The organism is Kitasatospora sp. NPDC002522, assembly GCF_053595195.1.
In genome coordinates this window covers 53,966-73,516 of record NZ_JBSFXE010000013.1, presented here as the reverse complement: position 1 = coordinate 73,516, position 19,551 = coordinate 53,966, and the positions used below count along the sequence as shown (strand labels likewise).

At 75.8% G+C, this 19,551-nt stretch carries 14 protein-coding genes; 11 read left to right on the top strand and 3 right to left on the bottom strand.

The features are described from left to right. Positions 1–74: 74 nt before the first annotated feature. The 4 genes from ACWD4U_RS13800 to ACWD4U_RS13785 all read left to right on the top strand — a co-directional run bounded on the left by ACWD4U_RS13800 (position 75) and on the right by ACWD4U_RS13785 (position 7,053). Positions 75–2,546 (top strand): hypothetical protein, encoded by a 2,472-nt coding sequence (locus ACWD4U_RS13800; RefSeq protein WP_363455472.1) that lies wholly within the window; start codon positions 75–77, stop codon positions 2,544–2,546. Beyond that, a complete protein-coding gene (locus ACWD4U_RS13795; RefSeq protein WP_363455475.1) occupies positions 2,546–5,614 on the top strand; it encodes a hypothetical protein in 3,069 nt (1,022 codons plus the stop codon). Before ACWD4U_RS13800 ends, ACWD4U_RS13795 begins: the two co-directional genes overlap by 1 nt. Beyond that, positions 5,614–6,609 (top strand): hypothetical protein, encoded by a 996-nt coding sequence (locus ACWD4U_RS13790; RefSeq protein ID WP_363455478.1) that lies wholly within the window; start codon positions 5,614–5,616, stop codon positions 6,607–6,609. Before ACWD4U_RS13795 ends, ACWD4U_RS13790 begins: the two co-directional genes overlap by 1 nt. Positions 6,610–6,696: 87 nt before the next feature. Beyond that, the gene (locus ACWD4U_RS13785) at positions 6,697–7,053 is read left to right on the top strand and encodes a DUF488 domain-containing protein (RefSeq protein WP_363455481.1); all 357 of its coding nucleotides are present in this window, start codon (positions 6,697–6,699) and stop codon (positions 7,051–7,053) included. A 5-nt stretch (positions 7,054–7,058) separates the two neighbouring features. Here the strand turns inward: ACWD4U_RS13785 and ACWD4U_RS13780 are convergent, their stop codons facing one another. Continuing rightward, positions 7,059–7,427: a VOC family protein gene (locus tag ACWD4U_RS13780; RefSeq protein WP_363455484.1), complete on the bottom strand. Its 369-nt coding sequence runs from the start codon at positions 7,425–7,427 to the stop codon at positions 7,059–7,061. A gap of 64 nt (positions 7,428–7,491) precedes the next feature. Here ACWD4U_RS13780 and ACWD4U_RS13775 point away from each other — a divergent pair, with 64 nt between their 5' ends. Continuing rightward, the gene (locus ACWD4U_RS13775; RefSeq protein WP_363455487.1) at positions 7,492–7,953 is read left to right on the top strand and encodes a MarR family winged helix-turn-helix transcriptional regulator; all 462 of its coding nucleotides are present in this window, start codon (positions 7,492–7,494) and stop codon (positions 7,951–7,953) included. A 37-nt stretch (positions 7,954–7,990) separates the two neighbouring features. Here ACWD4U_RS13775 and ACWD4U_RS13770 read toward each other — a convergent pair whose 3' ends face one another. After that, on the bottom strand, positions 7,991–8,671 hold the full coding sequence (locus tag ACWD4U_RS13770) for an RES family NAD+ phosphorylase (protein ID WP_363455490.1): 681 nt from the start codon (positions 8,669–8,671) through the stop codon (positions 7,991–7,993). A 4-nt stretch (positions 8,672–8,675) separates the two neighbouring features. Beyond that, a complete protein-coding gene (locus tag ACWD4U_RS13765) occupies positions 8,676–9,329 on the bottom strand; it encodes a hypothetical protein (protein WP_363455493.1) in 654 nt (217 codons plus the stop codon). Positions 9,330–9,495: 166 nt separating this feature from the next. Here ACWD4U_RS13765 and ACWD4U_RS13760 point away from each other — a divergent pair, with 166 nt between their 5' ends. The 6 genes from ACWD4U_RS13760 to ACWD4U_RS13735 form a co-directional block, all read left to right on the top strand. Then, positions 9,496–10,788 (top strand): hypothetical protein, encoded by a 1,293-nt coding sequence (locus tag ACWD4U_RS13760; protein ID WP_363455496.1) that lies wholly within the window; start codon positions 9,496–9,498, stop codon positions 10,786–10,788. Beyond that, entirely contained in the window at positions 10,778–12,805 is a 2,028-nt protein-coding gene (locus ACWD4U_RS13755; protein ID WP_363455499.1) for an AAA family ATPase, read from the top strand. Before ACWD4U_RS13760 ends, ACWD4U_RS13755 begins: the two co-directional genes overlap by 11 nt. Beyond that, a complete protein-coding gene (locus ACWD4U_RS13750; protein ID WP_363455654.1) occupies positions 12,802–13,446 on the top strand; it encodes a 4Fe-4S cluster-binding domain-containing protein in 645 nt (214 codons plus the stop codon). The genes ACWD4U_RS13755 and ACWD4U_RS13750 overlap by 4 nt, the downstream gene beginning before the upstream one ends. Next, positions 13,434–13,946: an FHA domain-containing protein gene (locus tag ACWD4U_RS13745; RefSeq protein ID WP_363455502.1), complete on the top strand. Its 513-nt coding sequence runs from the start codon at positions 13,434–13,436 to the stop codon at positions 13,944–13,946. Before ACWD4U_RS13750 ends, ACWD4U_RS13745 begins: the two co-directional genes overlap by 13 nt. A 32-nt stretch (positions 13,947–13,978) precedes the next feature. After that, positions 13,979–16,888 (top strand): protein kinase domain-containing protein, encoded by a 2,910-nt coding sequence (locus tag ACWD4U_RS13740; RefSeq protein WP_363455505.1) that lies wholly within the window; start codon positions 13,979–13,981, stop codon positions 16,886–16,888. 40 nt (positions 16,889–16,928) lie between these two features. Continuing rightward, on the top strand, positions 16,929–19,551 hold a 2,623-nt coding region (locus tag ACWD4U_RS13735), incomplete at its 3' end, for a hypothetical protein (protein WP_449787188.1).

The following is a 19,551-nucleotide window of genomic DNA, read 5'->3' as shown; positions in this document are numbered from 1 at the left end:
ACCCGTCGTCAGGTCCGGCAGACCGCGCGGACACCCACGGACACACCCGGAACCGACACACCGGAAGGACCACCATGGACCAGGACTCCAGGGAGCAGGCCGCACTGCGCGCCCTGGCCAACCGCGTCCTCACCGCCCTCGGCAAGCTCCCGCCGGGCGGCCCGGAGCGGGCCAGGGCCGTCGCCGAGGCGCGACAGGCCGCGATCGAACTCCACACGGTGGCCCAGCGCAACCCGTCGCTGGCGTTCGCCGGCTGCTACTCGGCGGGCAAGAGCCTGCTGCTGTGCGTGCTGACCGGGCTGCCGGACCTGCTGGCGGTCTCCAAGGTGCCGACCACCGGCAACATCACCGCGCTGCGGGTGCACCCGGCGCCGCCCGGCACCCCGCCCCGGGTGGGGGAGATCCGGGTCGGCTACCTGTCGCCGCGGGACGTGGCGGGCCTGGCCCGGCACATCCTGGACCGGATCGGCACGGTCGTCGCCAAGCCCGGCCACGACGCCGACCTGGCGAAGCTGGCCCGGCACCAGCCCGTCGACCCGGCGAACCCAGCCGCCCCGGACTGGGCGCCCACCGAACTGCTGTGCGCCCGGCTGTGGGCCGGCGGGAACATCGAACTGCGGTCCTGGGCCGCCGAGTTGCTGGAGCTGCGGGACGCCCTGGCGCAGGGCGTGCACCTGCTGCGGGCCAGCGAGCAGAGCCCGGCGGTGGTGATCGCGCCCGAGCTGCTCAAGGACGCGCTGCGGCTCGGCCTGGAGCAGGCGCTGCCGCCCGCGCCGCCGCCGGCCTGGACCGGCATCCCGATCGGCGGCGGGCAGCTGGACGCGGCGGCCCTGCACGCCACCTTCCCGCTGATCCGCGAGGTCACGGTGGACGTCGAACTCCCCACCGACCGCTGGGACCTGGGCGGGCGCACGGTCGAACTGCTGGACTTCCCCGGCCTGGACACCGGCACCTGCCGGGACGCCTACCTGAGCGAGCTCGAACTGCCGCGCGCCACCTCGGTGCTGGTCACCGTGGAGGCCGACCACCCGAAGAGCGAGCACCTGCTGGCCTTCCGCACCCTGCTGGAGCAGGGCCGCCACCACTCCGCCGGGCTGGCCGACTCGGTGCTGGTCGCCGCCAACATGTTCGACCTGATGCCGGTGCCGCAGCCGCTGCCCGGCACGATCGAGGAGTGGGCCGACTCCACCGTCCACAAGACCTTCCGCACCCTGTACCACGTCATCGGCAAGGTCACCGGCGGCCGGCTCGACCGGGCGGCGCTGACCTCCGCGCTGGCCGCCACCCGGATGCTCGGCTTCCCCGCGGGCAGCGAGGTCGGACCGGAGCAGCAGGCCGCCGCCCTGCGCGCCCTGACGGCGTGGCACCCGGTCGCCGACGGGCTGCTCGCCGGCGACCCGCAGCACCCGCTCACCCGCGCCCTCGACCAGCTGCGCACCGACGCCGGCGTCGCCCACCTGCGCCGGATGGTCGCCGACCACCTCACCGGACCCGGCCTGGCCGTCTGGCGGCAGGAGCGCAAGGCCGCCGCCGCGAAGCTGCGCACCGCGTTCCGACGGGTCGTCATGCTGACCGAGCCGGCCGTGCCGCCGCCCCCCAGCAGCCCTCAGGACCAGGCCCGGCTGCGCGCGCTGCGCAGCGCCCTCGCCTCGGCCGCCTCCGACCTGCGGCACCGGGTCGACCAGCTGTCCACCTTCGCCCAGCAGCCGCTGGCCGACGGCATCAGCCTGGAGGACCGGCTGCTCGACCAGGCCGCCCAGGAGGTGCACGGCTGGCGGGCCTGGCGCGACACCCTGACCGCCGCCGACAAGGGCTGGATCAGGGTGGACGCCGCCCGGCTCGCCGCCGGACTCCGCCCCGCCATCGCCACCGACGACTTCCACGCCCCGTACCTGGAGACCCGTCAGGTGCTGCGCGAACACACCAGGAAGGCCCTGGTCGGGGCCCTCGCCGAGTGGACCGCCGCCGCGTACGCCCCCGCCCACCCGCTCGGCCGGCTGCTCGACCGGTACCCGGCCGACCGGCAGGCACTGCTCGCCCGGCTCGCCGCGACGCACTCGCTGACCGCCGCCGAGGACCGGCTGAAGCGGCTCGACCAGCTGGTCGACACCGGCCTGGTCGCCGCCCAGCTGCCCGCCGAACAGCCCGCCCCGGCACCGCAGTTCGAACCGGAAGGCGACCCCGCGTTCCCGCTGCCGTACGGCCACGCACTGGCCTGGCACCCCGACCGGAAGCTGGCCGGGGTCACCCGCGGCTTCCTGTACAGCCACACCGACGTGGAACGGCTCTACCGGCTGCGCCGCGACCTGGTCCGCGGCACCCACCACGAGGCGTGCCTGCTGCTGCACGGCCTGCTCACCGCGGTGGCCGCGGGGCTGCGCGCCCGGCTCGCCGAGATCGAGTCGGCGCTGCCCTCGTACGGCGAGATCGCCCGCGTCCCCACCCCGCCCGCCACCGATCCCGGACCCGACCCGTCGGCCCCGCTCAAGGAGCTGCTGGACGACCCGGACTGGCCCACCGACGGCACCCAGGACAAGGACCAGTGATGACCGACCCCACCCCCCAGACGACCGCCGGCCGGGTCCCGCTGCGCGGCCTGCCGCTGCGGAAGGACAAGCTCCAGCCGCTCACCCTGGACCTCGGCTCCTACGCCTCCACCGGCGTCCTGTTCGCCAACCAGGCGATCACCGGCTGGCTGATCGACCCGCAGCAGGACGCGGTGCTGACGAAGGGTCTGCGGCGCCTGCTCAAGGACCCCGCCGTCGACCTCGACGAGGACTTCCTGCTCGGCGAGGCCCTGCAGTTCCTGCAGGCCCGCCAGCAGCTCGGCCGGCTCCCCGCCGTCCCCGGCACCCTCGCCGAACTCGCCGACCTGCTCCGCCCGCAGGGCACCGCGATCGGCGACACCGGCCTGATCCCCCGTGAGGTGTGGGTCCGGATCGCCGTCACCCAGGCGCTGGAGAAGGTCCTGGAGGAGTCCCCCGAGCAGGCCCGCTCCCTGCACGAGCTGCACGACGCGGCGTTCCGCGAGGACGCCCTGCTCAGCATGCGACTGGTGCCGCTGGCGATCGGCCGGAACTTCGGCCTGGAGGTGCGCAGCGTCCTGGAGCTCCACCTCGACGACCTGACCGCCTCGGAACTCGGCGACAGCCACCGCACCGACCAGGGCGAGGGCAGCGACGACGGGCACATCCTGGTGGTGCCCAACGTCAAGCGCGGCCTGCTGCGCCCGGTCGCCCTGCCCGCACTGGAGCCCGTCGCGCGCCCCGCCGGCTGGCAGGCCGACTCCCCGCTCCTGGTCGGCCTCGCCTTCCACGACCTGGTCCGCAAGACCGAGTCCTACGTGGACCGGGCGCAGTCCAACGACCGGGCCACCGTCGCCGAGCGCGGCCTCGCCGGCCACGGCGTTGACCAGCTGGTCGCCACCTACCCGGTGGTCACCCCGCCGGCCGCCCGGGCCGCCCTGCGCACCCTGCTGCACGACGCGCTGGCGATCAACCCGGTCGACATCAAGCTCCGCTACGACGAGGCCACCGCCGCCGCCCTGTACTTCCTGATGCGCGGCTTCGGCGGCGACCAGCAGGCCGGCCTCGCCGAGTTCCGGGCCCGCGCCGAACGGCTGCCCGACCGGCCCGGACAGCCGCCCACCTGGCGGCGGATCATGCTGGTGGTCGACATCGGCGGCGGCACCACCGACATCGCGCTGCTCGCCGTCGACCTCGAGCAGGTGGAACGGCCGGCCGAGGAGCAGTACCCGGCCATGACGGGCAGTCACTACCTGCTGCGCCCAAGGGTCCTGGGCTCCACCGGCCACCCGCAGCTCGGCGGCGAGCTGATCACCCTGCGGGTGTTCCACTGGCTGAAGGCCGCCCTGGTCGACGCGATGGTCGAGCAGGCCCGGCAGCGCGGCGCGTCCGCGGCCGACACCAAGGGCAAGGCGTACAGCCAGGCGATCGCGGCGGCCGCCGCCGACCCGGACTGGACGCCGCTCGTGCCGCAACTGGTCGCCGCCACCTCGCCGGAACCCGTCCCGCTCGAACTGCGCCCCGTGCTGCGGCGGCTGATGCCCACCCACACCGTGCCGACCGCCGACGGCGCGGAGCTGGAGCCCGGCCCGGACTTCAAGGAACTGTGGCAGCGCGCCGAGGCCGCGAAGATCCGGTTCTTCGAGGGCGACCCCGAGGTCGGGCTCGGCCTGATGCTCAGTGAGCGGCTCAGCGCCAACCTGCCGTTCGCCGCCGACCTGGCCGCGCTCCCCGAGGAGGTCGTGCTGGTCGCCGCCGACTTCGAGCAGCTGGTCCAGCCGGTGGTCGACACCGCCGTCCGGCGCGCCGCCGACCTGGCCCGCGGCGCGCTCCAGGACCCCTACCCCGACCGGATCGACCTGGTCGCGCTGTCCGGCCGCACCACCGGCACCGCCCTGGTCCGCCGGCAGCTCCGCGACCGCCTGGACGCCGAACTGCGCGCCGAGGACGGCGAACTGGGCCTCGCCGACGGCAGCTTCCGTCCCCTGGCGTGGAATCCCGCCCACCTCACCGACGCCGGCGCCCACGCCAAACAGGCCGCCGCGCTCGGCGCCGCCTGGGCCAACTCGCTGCACGACTACCACGCGCAGAACCGCGACTACCAGGCGCTCGGCCTGGACCTGCTGGACGTCCACACCGAGAACCTGCTGCTCACCCTGCCCGCCGCCTTCGGCCTGGCCACCAACCAGGAACTGCCGACCGTGCTGCTCCGGGCCGGCACCCCGATGGAGCAGTGCGACCGCTTCGGCTGGTACTTCCTGCGCAGCCGCTGGGCCCGCCTGGTGCCCAGCATCGACCTGCACCGCTTCCTGTCCGACGACCAGACCATGCGCTGGGGCGGCTTCCGCTACCTGGGCCGCACCGCCCCCGAGGGCTTCGCGGAGGTGCCCGACGACGTCTGGTACCAGATCGAGCTCGACCAGGAGCTCACCCCGACCATCCTGCTCTGCCGCGGCACCCCCGCCGGGGTCCGCCCGCTGCTGCACCCCTCGCACCGGCAGAGCACCGCCAACAGCAAGCACCAGCTCAGCGTGCAGTCCGGCCACCTGGAGTCCGAGCCGCTGAGGCTCACGAAGGTCCCCGGCGCACTGGACGGTGCGGGCCGGCTGGTGCAGATCCCCCGGATCACCGCCCGCCCGCTCGGCTCCACCGGCGACCCGGTCGAGGTGTTCGGCCCCGGCCCGGTCGACGGCCGCCTCGACGTGGACTTCGCCGACGACGCCGACATCCGCAGGACCACCGCCGGCACCGTCTCGCCACGGGCGCTGCCCACCGTCGGCAGCGACCACCAGGTGCCCGAGGCCTACGAGTTCTTCGCCGACACCCCCGGCGGCCCGATCCCGCTCGGCGAACTCCCCGTGGAGCGCGCCGACACCGCCGGCACGACCGCCGTCGACCCGGCCGCCGTCCCCGCCTGGGCACTGCTCGACGGCCACGGCCGGCTCCGGGTCCACCACTCCTACCCGGCGTACGTGGCCACCGGCCTCGACGGCATGCTCGCCGCCCCCGGCTACGTCCACCGCGCCGCCATGGACCCGGGCGGCACCGGCTGGCTGGACGCCTGGGACCCGTACTGCGGAGACCACTGATGACCGACCACGACCTCCACCCACTGGCCCGGCTGCTCGCCGACCCGGCCACCGCCCCGCACCTCACCGCGCCGTGGAACGCCCTGCGCCGCGCCGTCTACGACCTCACCTCGTCCGTCCCCGCCGACCGGCATCTGACTGACCGTCACCGCGCCCTGCTGGCGGAGCTGCTGGAGCGGCTGCGGACGGTGGACGACCAGGTGCGATGGCTGGCCGACCCGCCCGTCGAGGTCGAGGCCGAGGCCGAGGTCGAGGTCGAGGTTGCGGTCGAGAACGAGAACGAGAACGAGGACCAGAACGCCGAACAGGTGGACACGGGGGAGCCGCGGGGCACCGAGGCCGATCCGGGCGGTGTCACGGAGCCCGGGCCGCCCCCGCCGAGCCACGCGGAGCTGCTCGCCGAAGGGGAGGCCGCCGATCCGGGCTCCGAGTTGCTGGAGCTGCTCGCCTGGGCGCCCGAGCTACTGGGACCGGTGGCGGCGATGCTGCACCTGGCGGAGTACGGCGAGGGCCTGGGCGTCGTCAACCCGCAGCTGCGGCCGCGGCTGCAACGCCTGGACGCCAACCGCGACTGGTACCGGAGCAAGCTGCTGGGGGCGCTGCGCAAGCCGCGCCGGGAGACCCTGCAGTGGCTGCTGCCGGTGGATCAGTTCCTGCGGTCGGTGGTGCCCGTGGAGGAACGCGAGGACGGGCTGTGGGTGGTGCCGCCGGTGGCGGGCAGCCACTGGGACGGGCTGCTGAAGCGGAGCCTGGCGCTGCTGGACACGGCGGCCGCGCAGGCGGCGGTCCGGCGCACCGTCTGGCTGCCTCGGCCCGGTGACGACTACTCGGAGCTGGTGGACCGCGGGGTGATCAGCAAGGACTCCAGCGTCCGGCAGGGCCCGCCGCAGACCAACTCCAACCCCGCCGAGGTGGTCTGGGCGTTCTCGGCGGCGATCGAGCCGCGGGTGGAGTGGTCCATGGTGGTCTACCAGGCCGGCCTGCCCACCGGCTGACGCCCCTGGGCTCCACAGCGGTCGGACCGACACGGGGCGGTCCGGCCGCTGCGGGGTTCGCGGGGCGGCGGCGGTTAGCGTGGGCGCATGGGCATGCGGGCGCAGCGGGTGTACGAGCCGCCGGACGGCGGGGTGCGGGTGCTGGTGGACCGGCTGTGGCCGCGCGGCCTGAGCAAGGAGGACGCGCGGCTGGACCGGTGGGCGAAACGGGTGGCGCCCTCGAACGAGCTGCGGCGCTGGTTCCACGGGCCGCAGGGCGAGTTCGGGGAGTTCGCCCGACGCTACCGGGCCGAGCTGGACGCGCCCGAGGCCGAGCCGGAGCTGGCCGAGCTGCGCGCGCTGGCGGCCGCGGGCGAGCTGGTGCTGCTCACCGCGGTGAAGGAGCCCGCGCACAGCCACGTCTCGGTCCTGATGGAGCGGCTGGCCGAACCTGACGCCGCCTGAGCAGCTCAGCCGCGGTCGTGGAGGGTCACGTGGTAGCCGTCGGGGTCCGCGAACGTGAACGTGCGGCCGAACGGCCCGTCGACGGGCGCGGAGACGATCGTCGTGCCCGCGGCGGCGAGGGCGTCGTGGATGTCCTGCGCGTCGGGGGCGTGCAGCCACAGCGCCATCCCCTGGCCCGGCTGCGCGATCGCGTCCAGGTCGACGCCCGCGACGACGTCGCGGACGGCGAACGCGATCGGCTTGGTGTCGAACACGACGGCGTGCGGCGGTCCTGCGTCGGAGCGCTTCAGTCCGAGGTACTGCTCGTAGAAGACGGCAGAGCGCTCCAGGTCGCGCACCTGCAGGGAAATGAAGTCGGGTCCGGTAGCGGCCATGGTTCCTGCCTCTCAGATGTATGTCAGTCTTCTGACATGCAGGACGGTATGTCAGACTACTGACATGAGTCAAGGTGAGCCCGGAATCGAGCTGGACACATCGCTGGGGTACCTGCTGAAGGCGACCACCAGTGCCCTGCACTCCGCCCTGGAGGCCGTGCTGAGTCCGCTCGGCATGACGATCACCCACTACTCCTGCCTGGAGCTGCTCGCCCAGCGGCCGGGCCTGTCGAACTCCGAGCTCGCCCGCGGCGCCTTCGTCACCCGCCAGTCGATGAACGTGCTCCTGCAGGCCCTCGAACGCCAGGGACTCGTCATCCGCCCGGCAAAGGCACCCGTGGGCAGGGCCCTGCCCACCGAGCTGACCGCCGGCGGGCGCCGCCAACTGGAAGCGGCCAGCGCCGCGGTTCGCCGCGTGGAGCAGGGCATGCTGGCCAACCTGGACGCCGACGAACAGGATCAGATGCGGCGCCTGCTCACCAGGTGCATCGCCTCACTGGCCGAACCGCCCACATCGGCGACCTAGCTGCGCGGGTACGACCGGGCCGCCGCCGGTCCGGGGGTCAGGTCCCGGACCGGCGGCGGCGCGGCGGCTCGATCCTGACCCGGCAGGGCGCCAGCAGCCGGTTCAGCAGTTCCGCGCCGTCCGCCCCGTCCAACTCCACCGGATCCTCACCGGACGGCTTCACCAGCGCCGCCGACCCGGGGCGCTCGTAGAGGACGCACGCGGCGGCGGTGAGGTCGCGCTTGGACATCCACGCCAGGCCCTGCGCCCACGGCGCCTGGCCGCGGATCCAGGCCGCCCAGCGGCGGGTGTGGCCGTAGTCCGAGGCCGGGGCGTGCACCAGCCACTCGTCCTGGTGGACGGCCGCCAGCTGCTCGGGCGTGCGCAGGCCGACCAGCGGGATGTCGCAGGTGGTCTCCAGCCGGGACAGCAAGCGGCCCGCCACCGCCTTGCGGACGATCCGCCGCCAGCCCGAGTCGTCGAACTCCAGGCCCCGCACCAGCGTCTCCAGCACCGCGGTGCGCTCGGTGAACCCGGCGTACAGGTAGGGCAGTTCGGCACCGTCACCGGTGTACGAGCAGAACCGGCCGCCACCCCAGTGCATGTCCGCCGGGCGGGCCTTGAAGGACGCCGCCGGGTACGCGGCCGGGTGGACCCGCCACAGCGCCGTGCCGGCGGGCAGCAGTTCGCGGTGCGGCGTGGCGCGTACCGCCGGGCCGGGGACCATCACGTCGGGCATCCGGTCACCAGTCCGCGAGTTCGGCGCGGGCGGCGGACAGCAGACTGGACTCCCGTTCGGTGCCCAGCAGTTCGGCCGGCACCCCGGCCAGCCACGCGTTCCCGCCCAGCCACCAGTCGGCGACGCCCCACGGGTCCTCGTCCGCGTCCAGCAGCCGGTTCACCGCCAGCACCGCGGACAGCGCTGCGCCGGAGACCCGGTCGAACTGGAACCTCGGCAACACCACGGCACCCTGACGGTCGGTCAGTCGGATCAGGTCGGGACCGGACGGGTCGGCGCCCGCCGAACGGCACTGCGCCTCCGTCCAACTCGCCCGCAGCAGCCACTCGTCGGCGCTCTCCGGAGCCCGCTCGGACAGCTCGCCCGTCGTGATCGGCAGCGACCCGACCAGGCGGAGCAGGGCCGCGCGCAGAGCCTCCGGGGTGTCCTCGGCGCCGTCCACGAACCGCGCCGAGTCGCTGTCGGCGGCGGGCTCCCACAGCGGGTGTCCGGACGGCAGCGCGCGCTTGAGCAGCCGCTGGACGCTGCGCGCGGTGCGCACCGGGTCGTCGCCCGGATCCGCCAGCAGCTCGACCAGCTTCCGGCGCGACGCGTCGTCCAGCAGCGCCCACACCCCGGCCCAGCCTGCGTGCAGCGCGCGGAGCAGCTCGGTCAGCACCCCCGCACCTCCGTCCGCCCCGGCTCCGTTCTCCGACAATGTATCGTGCGGGCCGCCCCGGTGTAGCGTGCTCCGTGACAGAGGGGGAGCGAACGACCCGGCAGGGCACCCGAGGTGACGCCAGGTCACCTCGCGCCGCCGGTGCCACGGGTCCGGGAGGGGGACGGTGAGCAGTTCCGCGGCATACGGGTGGACGTACCGGGATCTGGAGGCCGAGCGGCAGCGCCGGTTGCGCGCCCAGCTGGCCGAGCAGGCGCAGCGGGCGGAGAACCTGCGGCGGGCGCAGATGCGCGCCCGGCTGGACGAACTGACCGAGCGGGCCGCCGAGTTGCGTGGCGAGGCCGGTCACCTGCGGCGCACCCACCGGGTCGCCGCGGTGCAGGTCGCCACGGTGACGGTGGCGGCCGGCGCGGACTCCGCCGAGCTGGCCCGGGCCGTGCAGCGCGCCACCGAGCAGAACGCCCGCGCCGAACGGGAGTTGGCGCAGGCCGTCGACCGGGCGTGGACGGCGCTGCTGGCCGACGCCGCCACCGCGCCCGCCCGCCCGGCCGCACCCCGCCGCCGCGGCGAGACGCCCGCCGAACAGGCCGCCGCGGCGCGCGCCGCCGCCGAGCAGCACCAGGCGGACGTCCGGGCCCGGGCGGTGGCCGAGGCGGAGGCACTGCTGGCTCGCGAGGCGGCCCGCTGCGACCCCGCCGACCTGCCGGAACTCGCCCTGCTGCGCCGCGAGTTGGACACCGCGCCGAGCGCCCAGTCGGTGCGCGCCGCGCACACCGACCTGATGGCCCGGGTGCAGGAGTCGGTGGAACGCCGCCGCCTCGCCGACCAACGCGCCGAACTGCGCGCCGGGCTCGTCCAGTTGGTGCAGGACGCGGAGCCCGCGGAACGCGACCGGCTGGTCGCCGCGCTGACCGAGACCGAGGACCCCGAGCCGCTGCGCGCCCAGGTCGCCCGGGCGGTGGCCGCGGCCGACGCCCGGCGCGACCGGGCGCAGGTCGCCGAGGCGCTGGCGGCGGCGCTGCGCGAGCAGGACTACCAGGTCGGCGAGGACTTCGCGGACCTGCTCGCCGACAGTGGCGAGGCCGTGGTGCCGTTCGACGCGCCCGGCGACGGTGGCGGCCCGGCCGAGGGCTACGGCCTGCGGGTGGTGCTCTCCCGGGACCGGGCCGCGCTGAGCACCGCCGTGGTGCGCGGACCGGGCGGCGCGCCGGCTGGCGAGCGCGACGAGGAGGTGCAGCGCTGGTTCTGCGACGCGCAGTTGCCCGCCATCGAGGACAGCGCCCGCGAGCACGGCGTGCAACTGGAGCGCACCTCGGCGATGCTGCCCGGGCTGATGGCCGCGCCCCGGCTGCCCGCGGAGTCCTGGCCGCGCGCCAGGCCCAAGCCCGTCAAGCGCCCCCACAAGCCCGCCGCCGACACCGTGACCCCGTATCCGCAGGAGCGCAGCCGTGAGCGCTGACCCCGCCGACGCGGCCGGGGCGGAGGAGGCCGAGCAGCGCCGCGCCGCCCTGCCGAGCTGGATCCGCGAGCTCGAACTCGCCCTCGCCGTCCACCCGCAGATCCTGTTCACCGGCAACGTCCGCGACCAGTACCTGCTGCCCGCCGACCTGCCGCACTGCCGCAGCCCGCGGCTGGCGCCGTTCGACCTGGCCGAGGTGGTCGACGCGGTCTGCCGGGCCCGTGGCTACGGCGCGCTGGCCGCCGTCGACCAGGTCACCGACCACATCGCGGTCCGCCTGCTGTCCGCCGCCCCGGACGAGATGCCGCCGGTGATCCGCGAGTTGGTGGCCGACGACGCCCGCGCCGCGCGCGCCCGGGAGGCCGGCGAGGAGGACGAGGAGCCCGCGCTGACCGACCGGCTGCGCGACGTCATGGTGGCCGCCGTCCGCCACCCCGGCCCGCCGGTCGGCCTGCTGGTGCCGTACGCCGCTCGGCTCGGCTCGGCCCGCGCCCCGGCGGCCGGGGAGGTGGCCCGGCTGTTCGCCGCGGTCGAAGAACTCGGCCACACCGCCCGGCCGGTGCGCCGCGGCGGCGCCCTCGGCGTGTACAACACGGTGTTCTGGGTGGTCGAGCGGCAGGAGGAACTGCCGATGGAGTTCCCGGTCGGCAGCCGCGCCGTCCGGGTGATCAGCGTCCCCGCGCCGCCGCACGACCAGCGGCTGGCCGCCGCCCGGCACGTGGTCGAGGTGGTGGCCTCCCGGCAGAGCGCCGAGCAGCGGCCGGACGCCGCCGAACGCGAGACCGCGGCCCGGGCGCTCGCCGACTCCTCGCACGGCATGGGCAGTTCCGAGGTGATGGCGATCGGCCGGATGGCCGTCGACCGCGGCCTGCCGGCGCACCGCCTGGAGGAGGCCGCCCGGCTGTACCGGGTCGGCGTCACCGACAACCCGTGGGCCACCGACGCGCTGCGCGAACGCATCCGGGACGGCGAGGAGTTCCTCAACGCCCGGGTGATCGGCCAGCCGCACGCGGTGCGCCGCACCCTGGAGATCTTCATGCGCTCCGCGTCCGGCCTGAGCGGCGCGCAGTCCTCCAGCTCGCCGAACCGGCCGCGCGGCACGCTGTTCCTGTCCGGCCCGACCGGCGTCGGCAAGACCGAACTCGCCAAGGGCATCGCCGAGATGATCCTCGGCAAGGACGCCAGGCCGATCCGCTTCGACATGAGCGAGTTCGCCGAGGAGCACGCCCGCGACCGGCTGATCGGCGCCCCGCCCGGCTACGTCGGCCACGACGCGGGCGGCGAACTCACCAACGCGGTGCGCGCCAGCCCGATGAGCGTGCTGCTCTTCGACGAGATCGACAAGGCCAACCCGCGGCTGTTCGACCTGTTCCTGCAGATCCTCGAGGACGGCCGGCTCACCGACGGCCGCGGCGCCACCGTCTACTTCACCGAGTGCGTGCTGATCTTCACCTCCAACCTCGGCGTCGCCGCCTCCGTGCAGCGCCCGGACGGCGCCCCCGGCCCGGCCGACGAACCGTCGGCGGACGGCGCCGAGCCGCCGGACAACCGCACCGGCCCGCGCCGCCGGCTCAGCCGGCACGACGACCCGACCGCGGTGCGCCTCGCCCTGCGGGACGCCTTCGACCTGTTCTTCAACGACCACATCAAGCGGCCCGAGCTGCGCAACCGCTTCGGCGACAACTTCATCCCGATGGACTTCATGCAGGAGAAGTGGGTGCCGCAGATCCTCGACAAGGCGATCGCCGCGGTGGCCGGCCGGATCCGCGAGGTGCACGGCGCCGAGCTGACCATCGGCGAGGACGCCTGGGAGGTGCTGCGGATGGAGGCCGGCGGCCGCCTCGACCACGGCGGGCGCGGCGTCCTCACCGCAGTGGAGTCCGCCCTGGTCAACCCGCTGTCCAGGGAGGTGTTCCGGAACCCGCCGCGGCGCGGCGAGCGGATCGAGGTGACCGCCGTCGAGGGCGACGGCGACGCCGACGGCTACACGGTCGAGGTGTCCCGTTGGCAAGGGTGAGCCAGGTCTCCGCCCCGGTCACCGCGCTCGGCCCGGGCCGGCGGCTCGGCGTGTGGTTCCAGGGCTGCACCCTGGCCTGCCCCGGCTGCATGTCCCGGCACACCTGGGAGCACGGCGCCGGACGGGAACTGACGGTCGAGCAGTTCACGACGCTGTGGCGGGACGCCCTCGCCGACGGCGTCGACGGACTGACCGTCAGCGGCGGCGAACCGCTGGAACAGCCCGCCGCGCTCGCCGACCTGCTCGCCGCCGCCGACCGCGAACGGCAGTCCGCCGGCGCCGAGGCCGACCTGCTGGTGTACACCGGCCGGGAACTCGCCGACGTCCGCGCCGACCCCGCCTGCGCCGCCGCGCTGGCCCGGGCCGACGCCGTGATCACCGGCCGCTACCTGGCCGGGCAGCCCACCGACCTGGTCTGGCGCGGCTCCGCCAACCAGCGGATCGTCCCGCTCACCGCGCTCGGCGAACGCCGCTACGCCCCGCACCTGGACCGGCGCACCGACCGGCCCGACCTGCAGGTCCGGGTCACCGACGGCGAACTGCGGATCATCGGCGTGCCCCGCCCCGGCGACCTCGGGCGGATCGAACGAGAGCTGCGCGAGCGCGGCGTGACGGTACGGGAGACCACATGGCGGCCCTGAGGTACCGCTGCCCGGTCGGCGAGGACGACTGTCCGGTCGGCGACGAGCCCGGCTACTGCCCCGAGCACCCGTTCGAGCGGCTGGAGGCGTACCAGCCGCGTACCGCCCCGGCCGCCGCCGACCCCGCCGGGCCGACGGACAGTCAGCCGACCCGCAAGGTGGTGCAGCAGCCCGCCGCGCCGCCCCGGCTCGCCCTGGTGTTCGCCGGCGCGATGCTGCCCCTGCACCCCGGGCGCAGCCTCGCCGTGGGCCGCGACGACCCGGACTGCGCCGCCGTCCCCGGCCTGGCCGGCCTCGACCAGCTCTCCCGGCACCACGCCCGGCTGCGCTGGATCGACGGCGTGCTGCACGTCGAGGACCTCGCCTCCACCAACGGCACCTTCCTGGACGGCCGCCCCGTCGAGGGCCCCACTCCGGTCGGACCCGGCTGCCGGCTGCGGTTCGCCCTGGACCTCGACGTCCAGCTGATCGAGATCGACGAATTCGGCTCCCCGCGCTGAGCGGGGCCCTGCGAAAAGGACCACACCGCGCGATGGCCGCCACACCCGAGCCGTCCGGCCCGCCCACCCGCAAGCAGGGCGGCGCCCAGGGCAGTCCGCCGACCCGCAAGCAGGGCGGCGGCCGACCCGGCAGCCCGCCCACCCGCAAGCAGCAGAGCGGCGGCGACGCCACCAGGGTGCAGCGCGCCGGGGGAGTCCCCGGCCCGCGCGAGTCGGACTTCCCCGCCGAGCTGACCGACCGTTACCTGCCGCGCGCCCAGGCCGGATCCGGCAGCGAGGGCACCGTCTGGCGGGCCGAGCGCACCGACGGCGGCGGCGACGTCGCGGTCAAGGTCGGCTGGGCCGGCGCCCCCGCCGACCAGGAACTGCTGGAACACCTGAGCGCCGCGGAGTACCGCCGCTACGTCCCGGAGATCGTCGAGCACGGCGAGGTGGTGCACCGCGGCGACGTACGCGCCTACCTGGTGATGGAGTACCTGCCGACCACCCTCGCCGCCCACCTCGCGGCGCTGCGCCCCGAGGGCGGGAACGTCCCCGAGCGGCAGGCCCGGCGGGTGGTCGAGGGCCTCACCGACCTGCTGGACTTCTGGCAGCACACCATCGAGCGCACCCCCGTCGACTTCAAGCCCGCCAACATCCTGGTCCGCACCCGGGCCGGCCGCCCCGAGTTCGTGGTCGCCGACTTCGGCGGCGTCCGCAAGCAGACGGCCAGTCAGACCTTCCCCACCGAACTCCAGGTCACCCCCGCCTACATGGCGCCCGAACAGGTCGCCGGCCGCAACGACGAGGCCGGCCCGTGGTGGGCGCTCGGCACCATCCTGTACGAGATGTACTCCGGCCGGACCCGCTACCAGCGCTCCGACGGCGGCCGGGTCAGCGAGAACGCGCAGCGCGAACGCCTGGTGCTGGACACCGAGGTGGAACTGCCCGGCATCACCGCCCCCCGGCAGGTCCTGCTGCTGTCCGGACTGCTCACCAAGGAGCCCGCCGACCGCTGGCGGGCCGCGCAGGTGCGCGCGTGGCTGGCCGGCGACAGCCCCCGGGTGGTGCGGCCCGCGGCCGGCCCGGCGACCCCCTCGCACCGGCCGATCAACTTCCGCGGCGAGGACTACCGCACGCCCGCGGAACTCGCCGAAGCCCTGCTCGCCCGCTCCGCGGAAGCCGCCGACTGGCTGGCCGGCGGCGCCGCCGCCCGCCTGGCGCGCTGGCTGGGCGAGGTCGGCGACAACGCCATCGACCTGCACCACCTGCAGGCGGTGGCCGACGCCCGCCCCGTCGACCGGAACCGCACCGCCTCGATCGCGCTGCTCGCCCTCGGCGCGGCCTTCGCCCCGCACGTCCGCCCGCAGTTCCGGGGCCGCCCGGTCGACGCCGACGGGCTGGCCGGGCTCGCCGCCGAGGACGACGCGCCGGTGACGGTCCGCGAGCTGATCGACCACGCCGTGCCCAACCTCGCCGCCCGCTACCACTGCGACCACCGCCGCTGCCCCGAGGACCGCTGCGCCCGGCTGCTGGCCTTCGACTCGCTGCCCGCGGTCCTCGACGAGGCGAGCCGGCTGGCCGCCCAGGCCGGACGGCCGTTCACCGCCGCCGACCGGGAGCGCGCGCTGCGGCTCGCCGTCCTGCTCACCGCCCGGCCCGAGGCCCGGACCGCGACGATCCGCCGGATCACCCCGCTGCCCGCCGCCCTCGCCCCGCTGCCCCGCGCCGCCCACCTCGCCGCGGCCACCGTCGCCGACACCGCCCGCCCGCTCGCCGACCTGGCCCGCCGCGCCGACCGCGACACCTTCCGCCGCCGCTGGCCCGCCCTGCGCCGCGCCGCCCTCACCGCCGACCCCGCCACCGTCGAGGGCCGCGCCGCCCTGGTCGCCGCCGACCTGCTGGGCGTCCACGCCGCCCGCCGACGCGGCGCCGGCCGGGGCCGTGCCAATGGCGCCTGGCGGGACATCCTGCGCGACGCCTGGCCGGGCGGCGCCGAAACCGGGGTGAACGGCGTCCTGCGGGCCCTGCCCCGCCGCCTGCCGACCGCCGCCGTGCTCACCTTCACCCTGGCGCTGTGGCTGTGGAACGGCGCGCTGCTGCGGATCGCCAAGGACCTGCTGGCCACCACCTCCGACGGCAAGCTGGTCGGCGAACGGATGGCCACCGCAGCGGAGTTGGCGTCCCGTCAACTCCCGCTGGTGCTGGGCGCCGCCCTCGTCGCCGCACTCGCCGTGGCCCTGTTCCCCGGCCAGGTCGGCCGGCGCTCCCTGCTGCTCGCCCACGCCGGCGCGGCCGTCGTCGGGGCCGGCGGCTGGGGCCCGCCGATGACCGTGCTGCGCAGCCCGGCCTGGCTCGCCGAGCGGGTCCACGTCCTCGGCACCGGCGCCGGCCACTGGTCGGGGTGGGTGGCGGTCGCCGCCGTCCCGGCCACCGTCTCGCTCAACCGACGGGTCGTCATCCGGCAACTCGCCCACGCCCACCGCACCGCGAACGGCGGCCGCGCCGTCCCCACCGCCGGCGCCCCCGCCCGCTGGCGCCACGGCCGCCGCGACCAGGTCGCGTTCGCGCTGGCCGCCACGCTCGCCCTGACCGCCCTGCTGTGGGCCGCGGTCGAGATCCGCCTCGCCGTCCACCACCCCGCGCCCGGCACCCCGTTGGACGGCGCCTCCTACCAGGCCGGATTCCTGCTGCTGCTCGCCGCCTGCTGCGCCCTGGCCGCCCTCGCCGGGGCTCCCGCCGCCCGCCGCGCCTTCGGCTGGCTCGCCGCCGGCACCCTGCTGCTCGGCGCGTGGCCGCCGCCTCTGGGCCCGCTGGAAGCCGTCCGCATCCCCGTCCTCGCCCCCTGGTTCCGCGCCCTCGCCGCCAACTGGGGCCACCAGACCTTCTGGGCGGCCCTCCTGCTCGCCCTGCCCTTCGCCTGCTACGCGGGCCGCTTCGCCCTGCGCCGGACCTGCGCATGACGGCGGCGGGGGGCCGGTCCGGCGACGGGGGAGGCAGGTGATGGCCGACGCCACCGTGCGGATGCTGCTCGACCAGGGGCGCGCGCACCTCGAAGCGCACGAGTACGACGGCGAACCAGCTGAACTCGACGCCGCGCTCCGGGTGCTGACGGACGCCACCGTGCGGCTGGCCGCCGTCGGCGGGCCCGCCTCTCCGGCGGAGCTCGCGGAGGCGCGGGCGCTGCTCGGGTTCGCCCGCGCGGCGCGGCACTGGCAGGTGCGCGAGCACCCCGAGTACCCGGCCGACCCCGCCGTCCAGGCCGCCGCGCTGGCCGAACGGGCCGAGGCGACCGACCTGTTGGGCCCGGCCGTCGCGCTGCTCGAACCCGGCGCCGCGGACCGCGACACCGCCGCCGCCCACCTCGGCCTGCTGCTGCACGCCCGGCACGAGGACGCCCGGGCGGACCGCGCCGACCCCGCCGCCCGGCCCGACGACCTCGACCGGGCGATCAGCGCGCTGTACACCGCACTCGGCCACCGCCCCGCCCACCAGGCCGAACCCGACCACCTCGACCCCGACACGCACGTCCTGCTGGTCGCCACCCTCGGCTGCGCCCTCGCCGACCGCTACGACCGCACCCCCGGCGCCGCCGAACTGCGCGCCGCGAGCGCCCAACTCGATTACGCGCTGGACCTCCTGACGGACCCGCGGGGCGAGCTCACGCTGGAGGTGCGCGAACGCCTCGCCGTCCTGCTGCTCGCCGACCCCGACTCCCCGGAGCAGCACGACCGGGCCGTCGAGCAGCTCGAACACGTCGCCGCCGACAGCGCACCCGACGACCCGCTGCGGCTGCGCGCGGCCCTGCGGCTGGCCGACCTCTACCGCGAGCGCGCCGCCGACGGACGCGCCCGCCCCGCCGACACCGACCGCCAGATCGACCGGCTGCGCGACCTGCGTCGCCTGCTGCCCGCCGAGGACCCGTACGGCGCGTCCGCCCGCTGGCTGCTCGCCAACCTCCTGACGCCGCGCGCCGGGCTGGAGGGGGCGACCATCAGGGCGCTGGTCGTCGAGGCCGAGGCGGCGCTGCGCGAGAACCTCGCCGCGCTGCCCGCCGACGACCCGCTGCGCCCGCCCTGCCACGCCGTGCTCGGCTCGCTGCTCACCGTCCTCAACCAGCGCGACCCGGCCGGCTACCCGATCGAGGACGGCGTCCACCACCTGGAGACCGCAGTGGGGACCATGGCCGAGGTCGACCACGGCATCCGCCGCGCCGACATCGCCAACCAGCTCGCCCACGCCACCCTGGTCGCGGGCCAGTACGGCACCGACCAGTCCCAGGTGACCCGCACCATCGAGCTGCTGCACGAACTCCGGCACAGCCCCACCGAGACCGCCGGGTTCAGCCAGCACGTGCACGCGTCGCTCGGCACCGCCTTCGGACAGCGCTTCACGCTGAGCAACTCGCCCCAGGACCTCGACGCGGCCATCCGCCACCAGACCGAGGCGTTCCGCGCCACCGCCCCCGACGACCTCAACCGCGCCGTCTACCTGCAGAACCTCGCCACCAGCCTGCACCAGCGCTACCAGGTCGGCGGCGACAAGCAGGACCTGGACGCCGCGCTGCGCTACTACGACGAAGTACTCGCACACGCCGCCGCGCAGCCCGCCGAGGGCACCGCCCAACTGCTGCGGGCCGAACTGCCCGCGATCCGCCGCTACCGGCTGATGCTGGGATTCCAACTGGCGCTGACCGCGAAGGACACCGCGGCGATGGGCCGCGCCGTCTCCGAACTCGAAACCCTCACCGAGGAGTTGGCGGCCGACGACCCGCTCCGTGAGCTCGCCCTCGGCGACTTCGGCGCCGCCATGCTGATCCACGCCATGAGCACCGGACGCGGCGAGCCCGCCGTCCGGGCGATCGGCATCATGGTGCAGGCCGCCGACCGCACACCGCCCGGCACCCTCTACAAGCCGCTGCTCACCATGCGGGCGGCCGGCGCGCTCTCCATGCTCGCCGTGCAGCCCACCTTCTCCGAGCACCGCGCCCAGGCCGCCCTCGACTACCTCGACGAGTTCCTGGCCGACGCCGACCGCGACAGCATGGAGGGGATCCGCGCCGCGCTGATGCGATCCGCGCTGCTGCGGGCCCGCTACCGGCACGCCCACCGGCGGGCTGACGGCGCCGAGGCGATCGGCTCCGCGACGGCCGTCCGGGAACGACTGCGGCACGGCGCCCCCACCGAGATCCTCGCCACCGTCAGCGGCCTGCTCGCCGACCTCCACCGCGAACGCCTCGCCCCCGGCGACCGCCGTACCGGCCGCGAACTCGGCCTCGCCGGCCTACGCGAGACGGCTGCCGCCGCGCTCCTCCAAGCCACCGCCGACCACGCCCTCGCCGTAGCCCGCGACGCCGCCGCCCGAGCACTGGAGATCGCCCGCTGGTGCCTCGACGACCACCAACTCGGCGAGGAGGAAGGCGAGCTGGCGGAGGGGCGACATGCCCTGCGGGCGGCAGAGGGGGGAGACGATCTGACGGGTCGTCGGCGGGCCGAGGGGGAGGGCGAGCTGGCGGAGGGGCGACATGGCCTGCGGGCGGCAGAGGGGGGAGACGATCTGACGGGTCGTCGGCGGGCCGAGGGGGAGGGCGAGCTGGCGGAGGGGCGACATGGCCTGCGGGCGGACG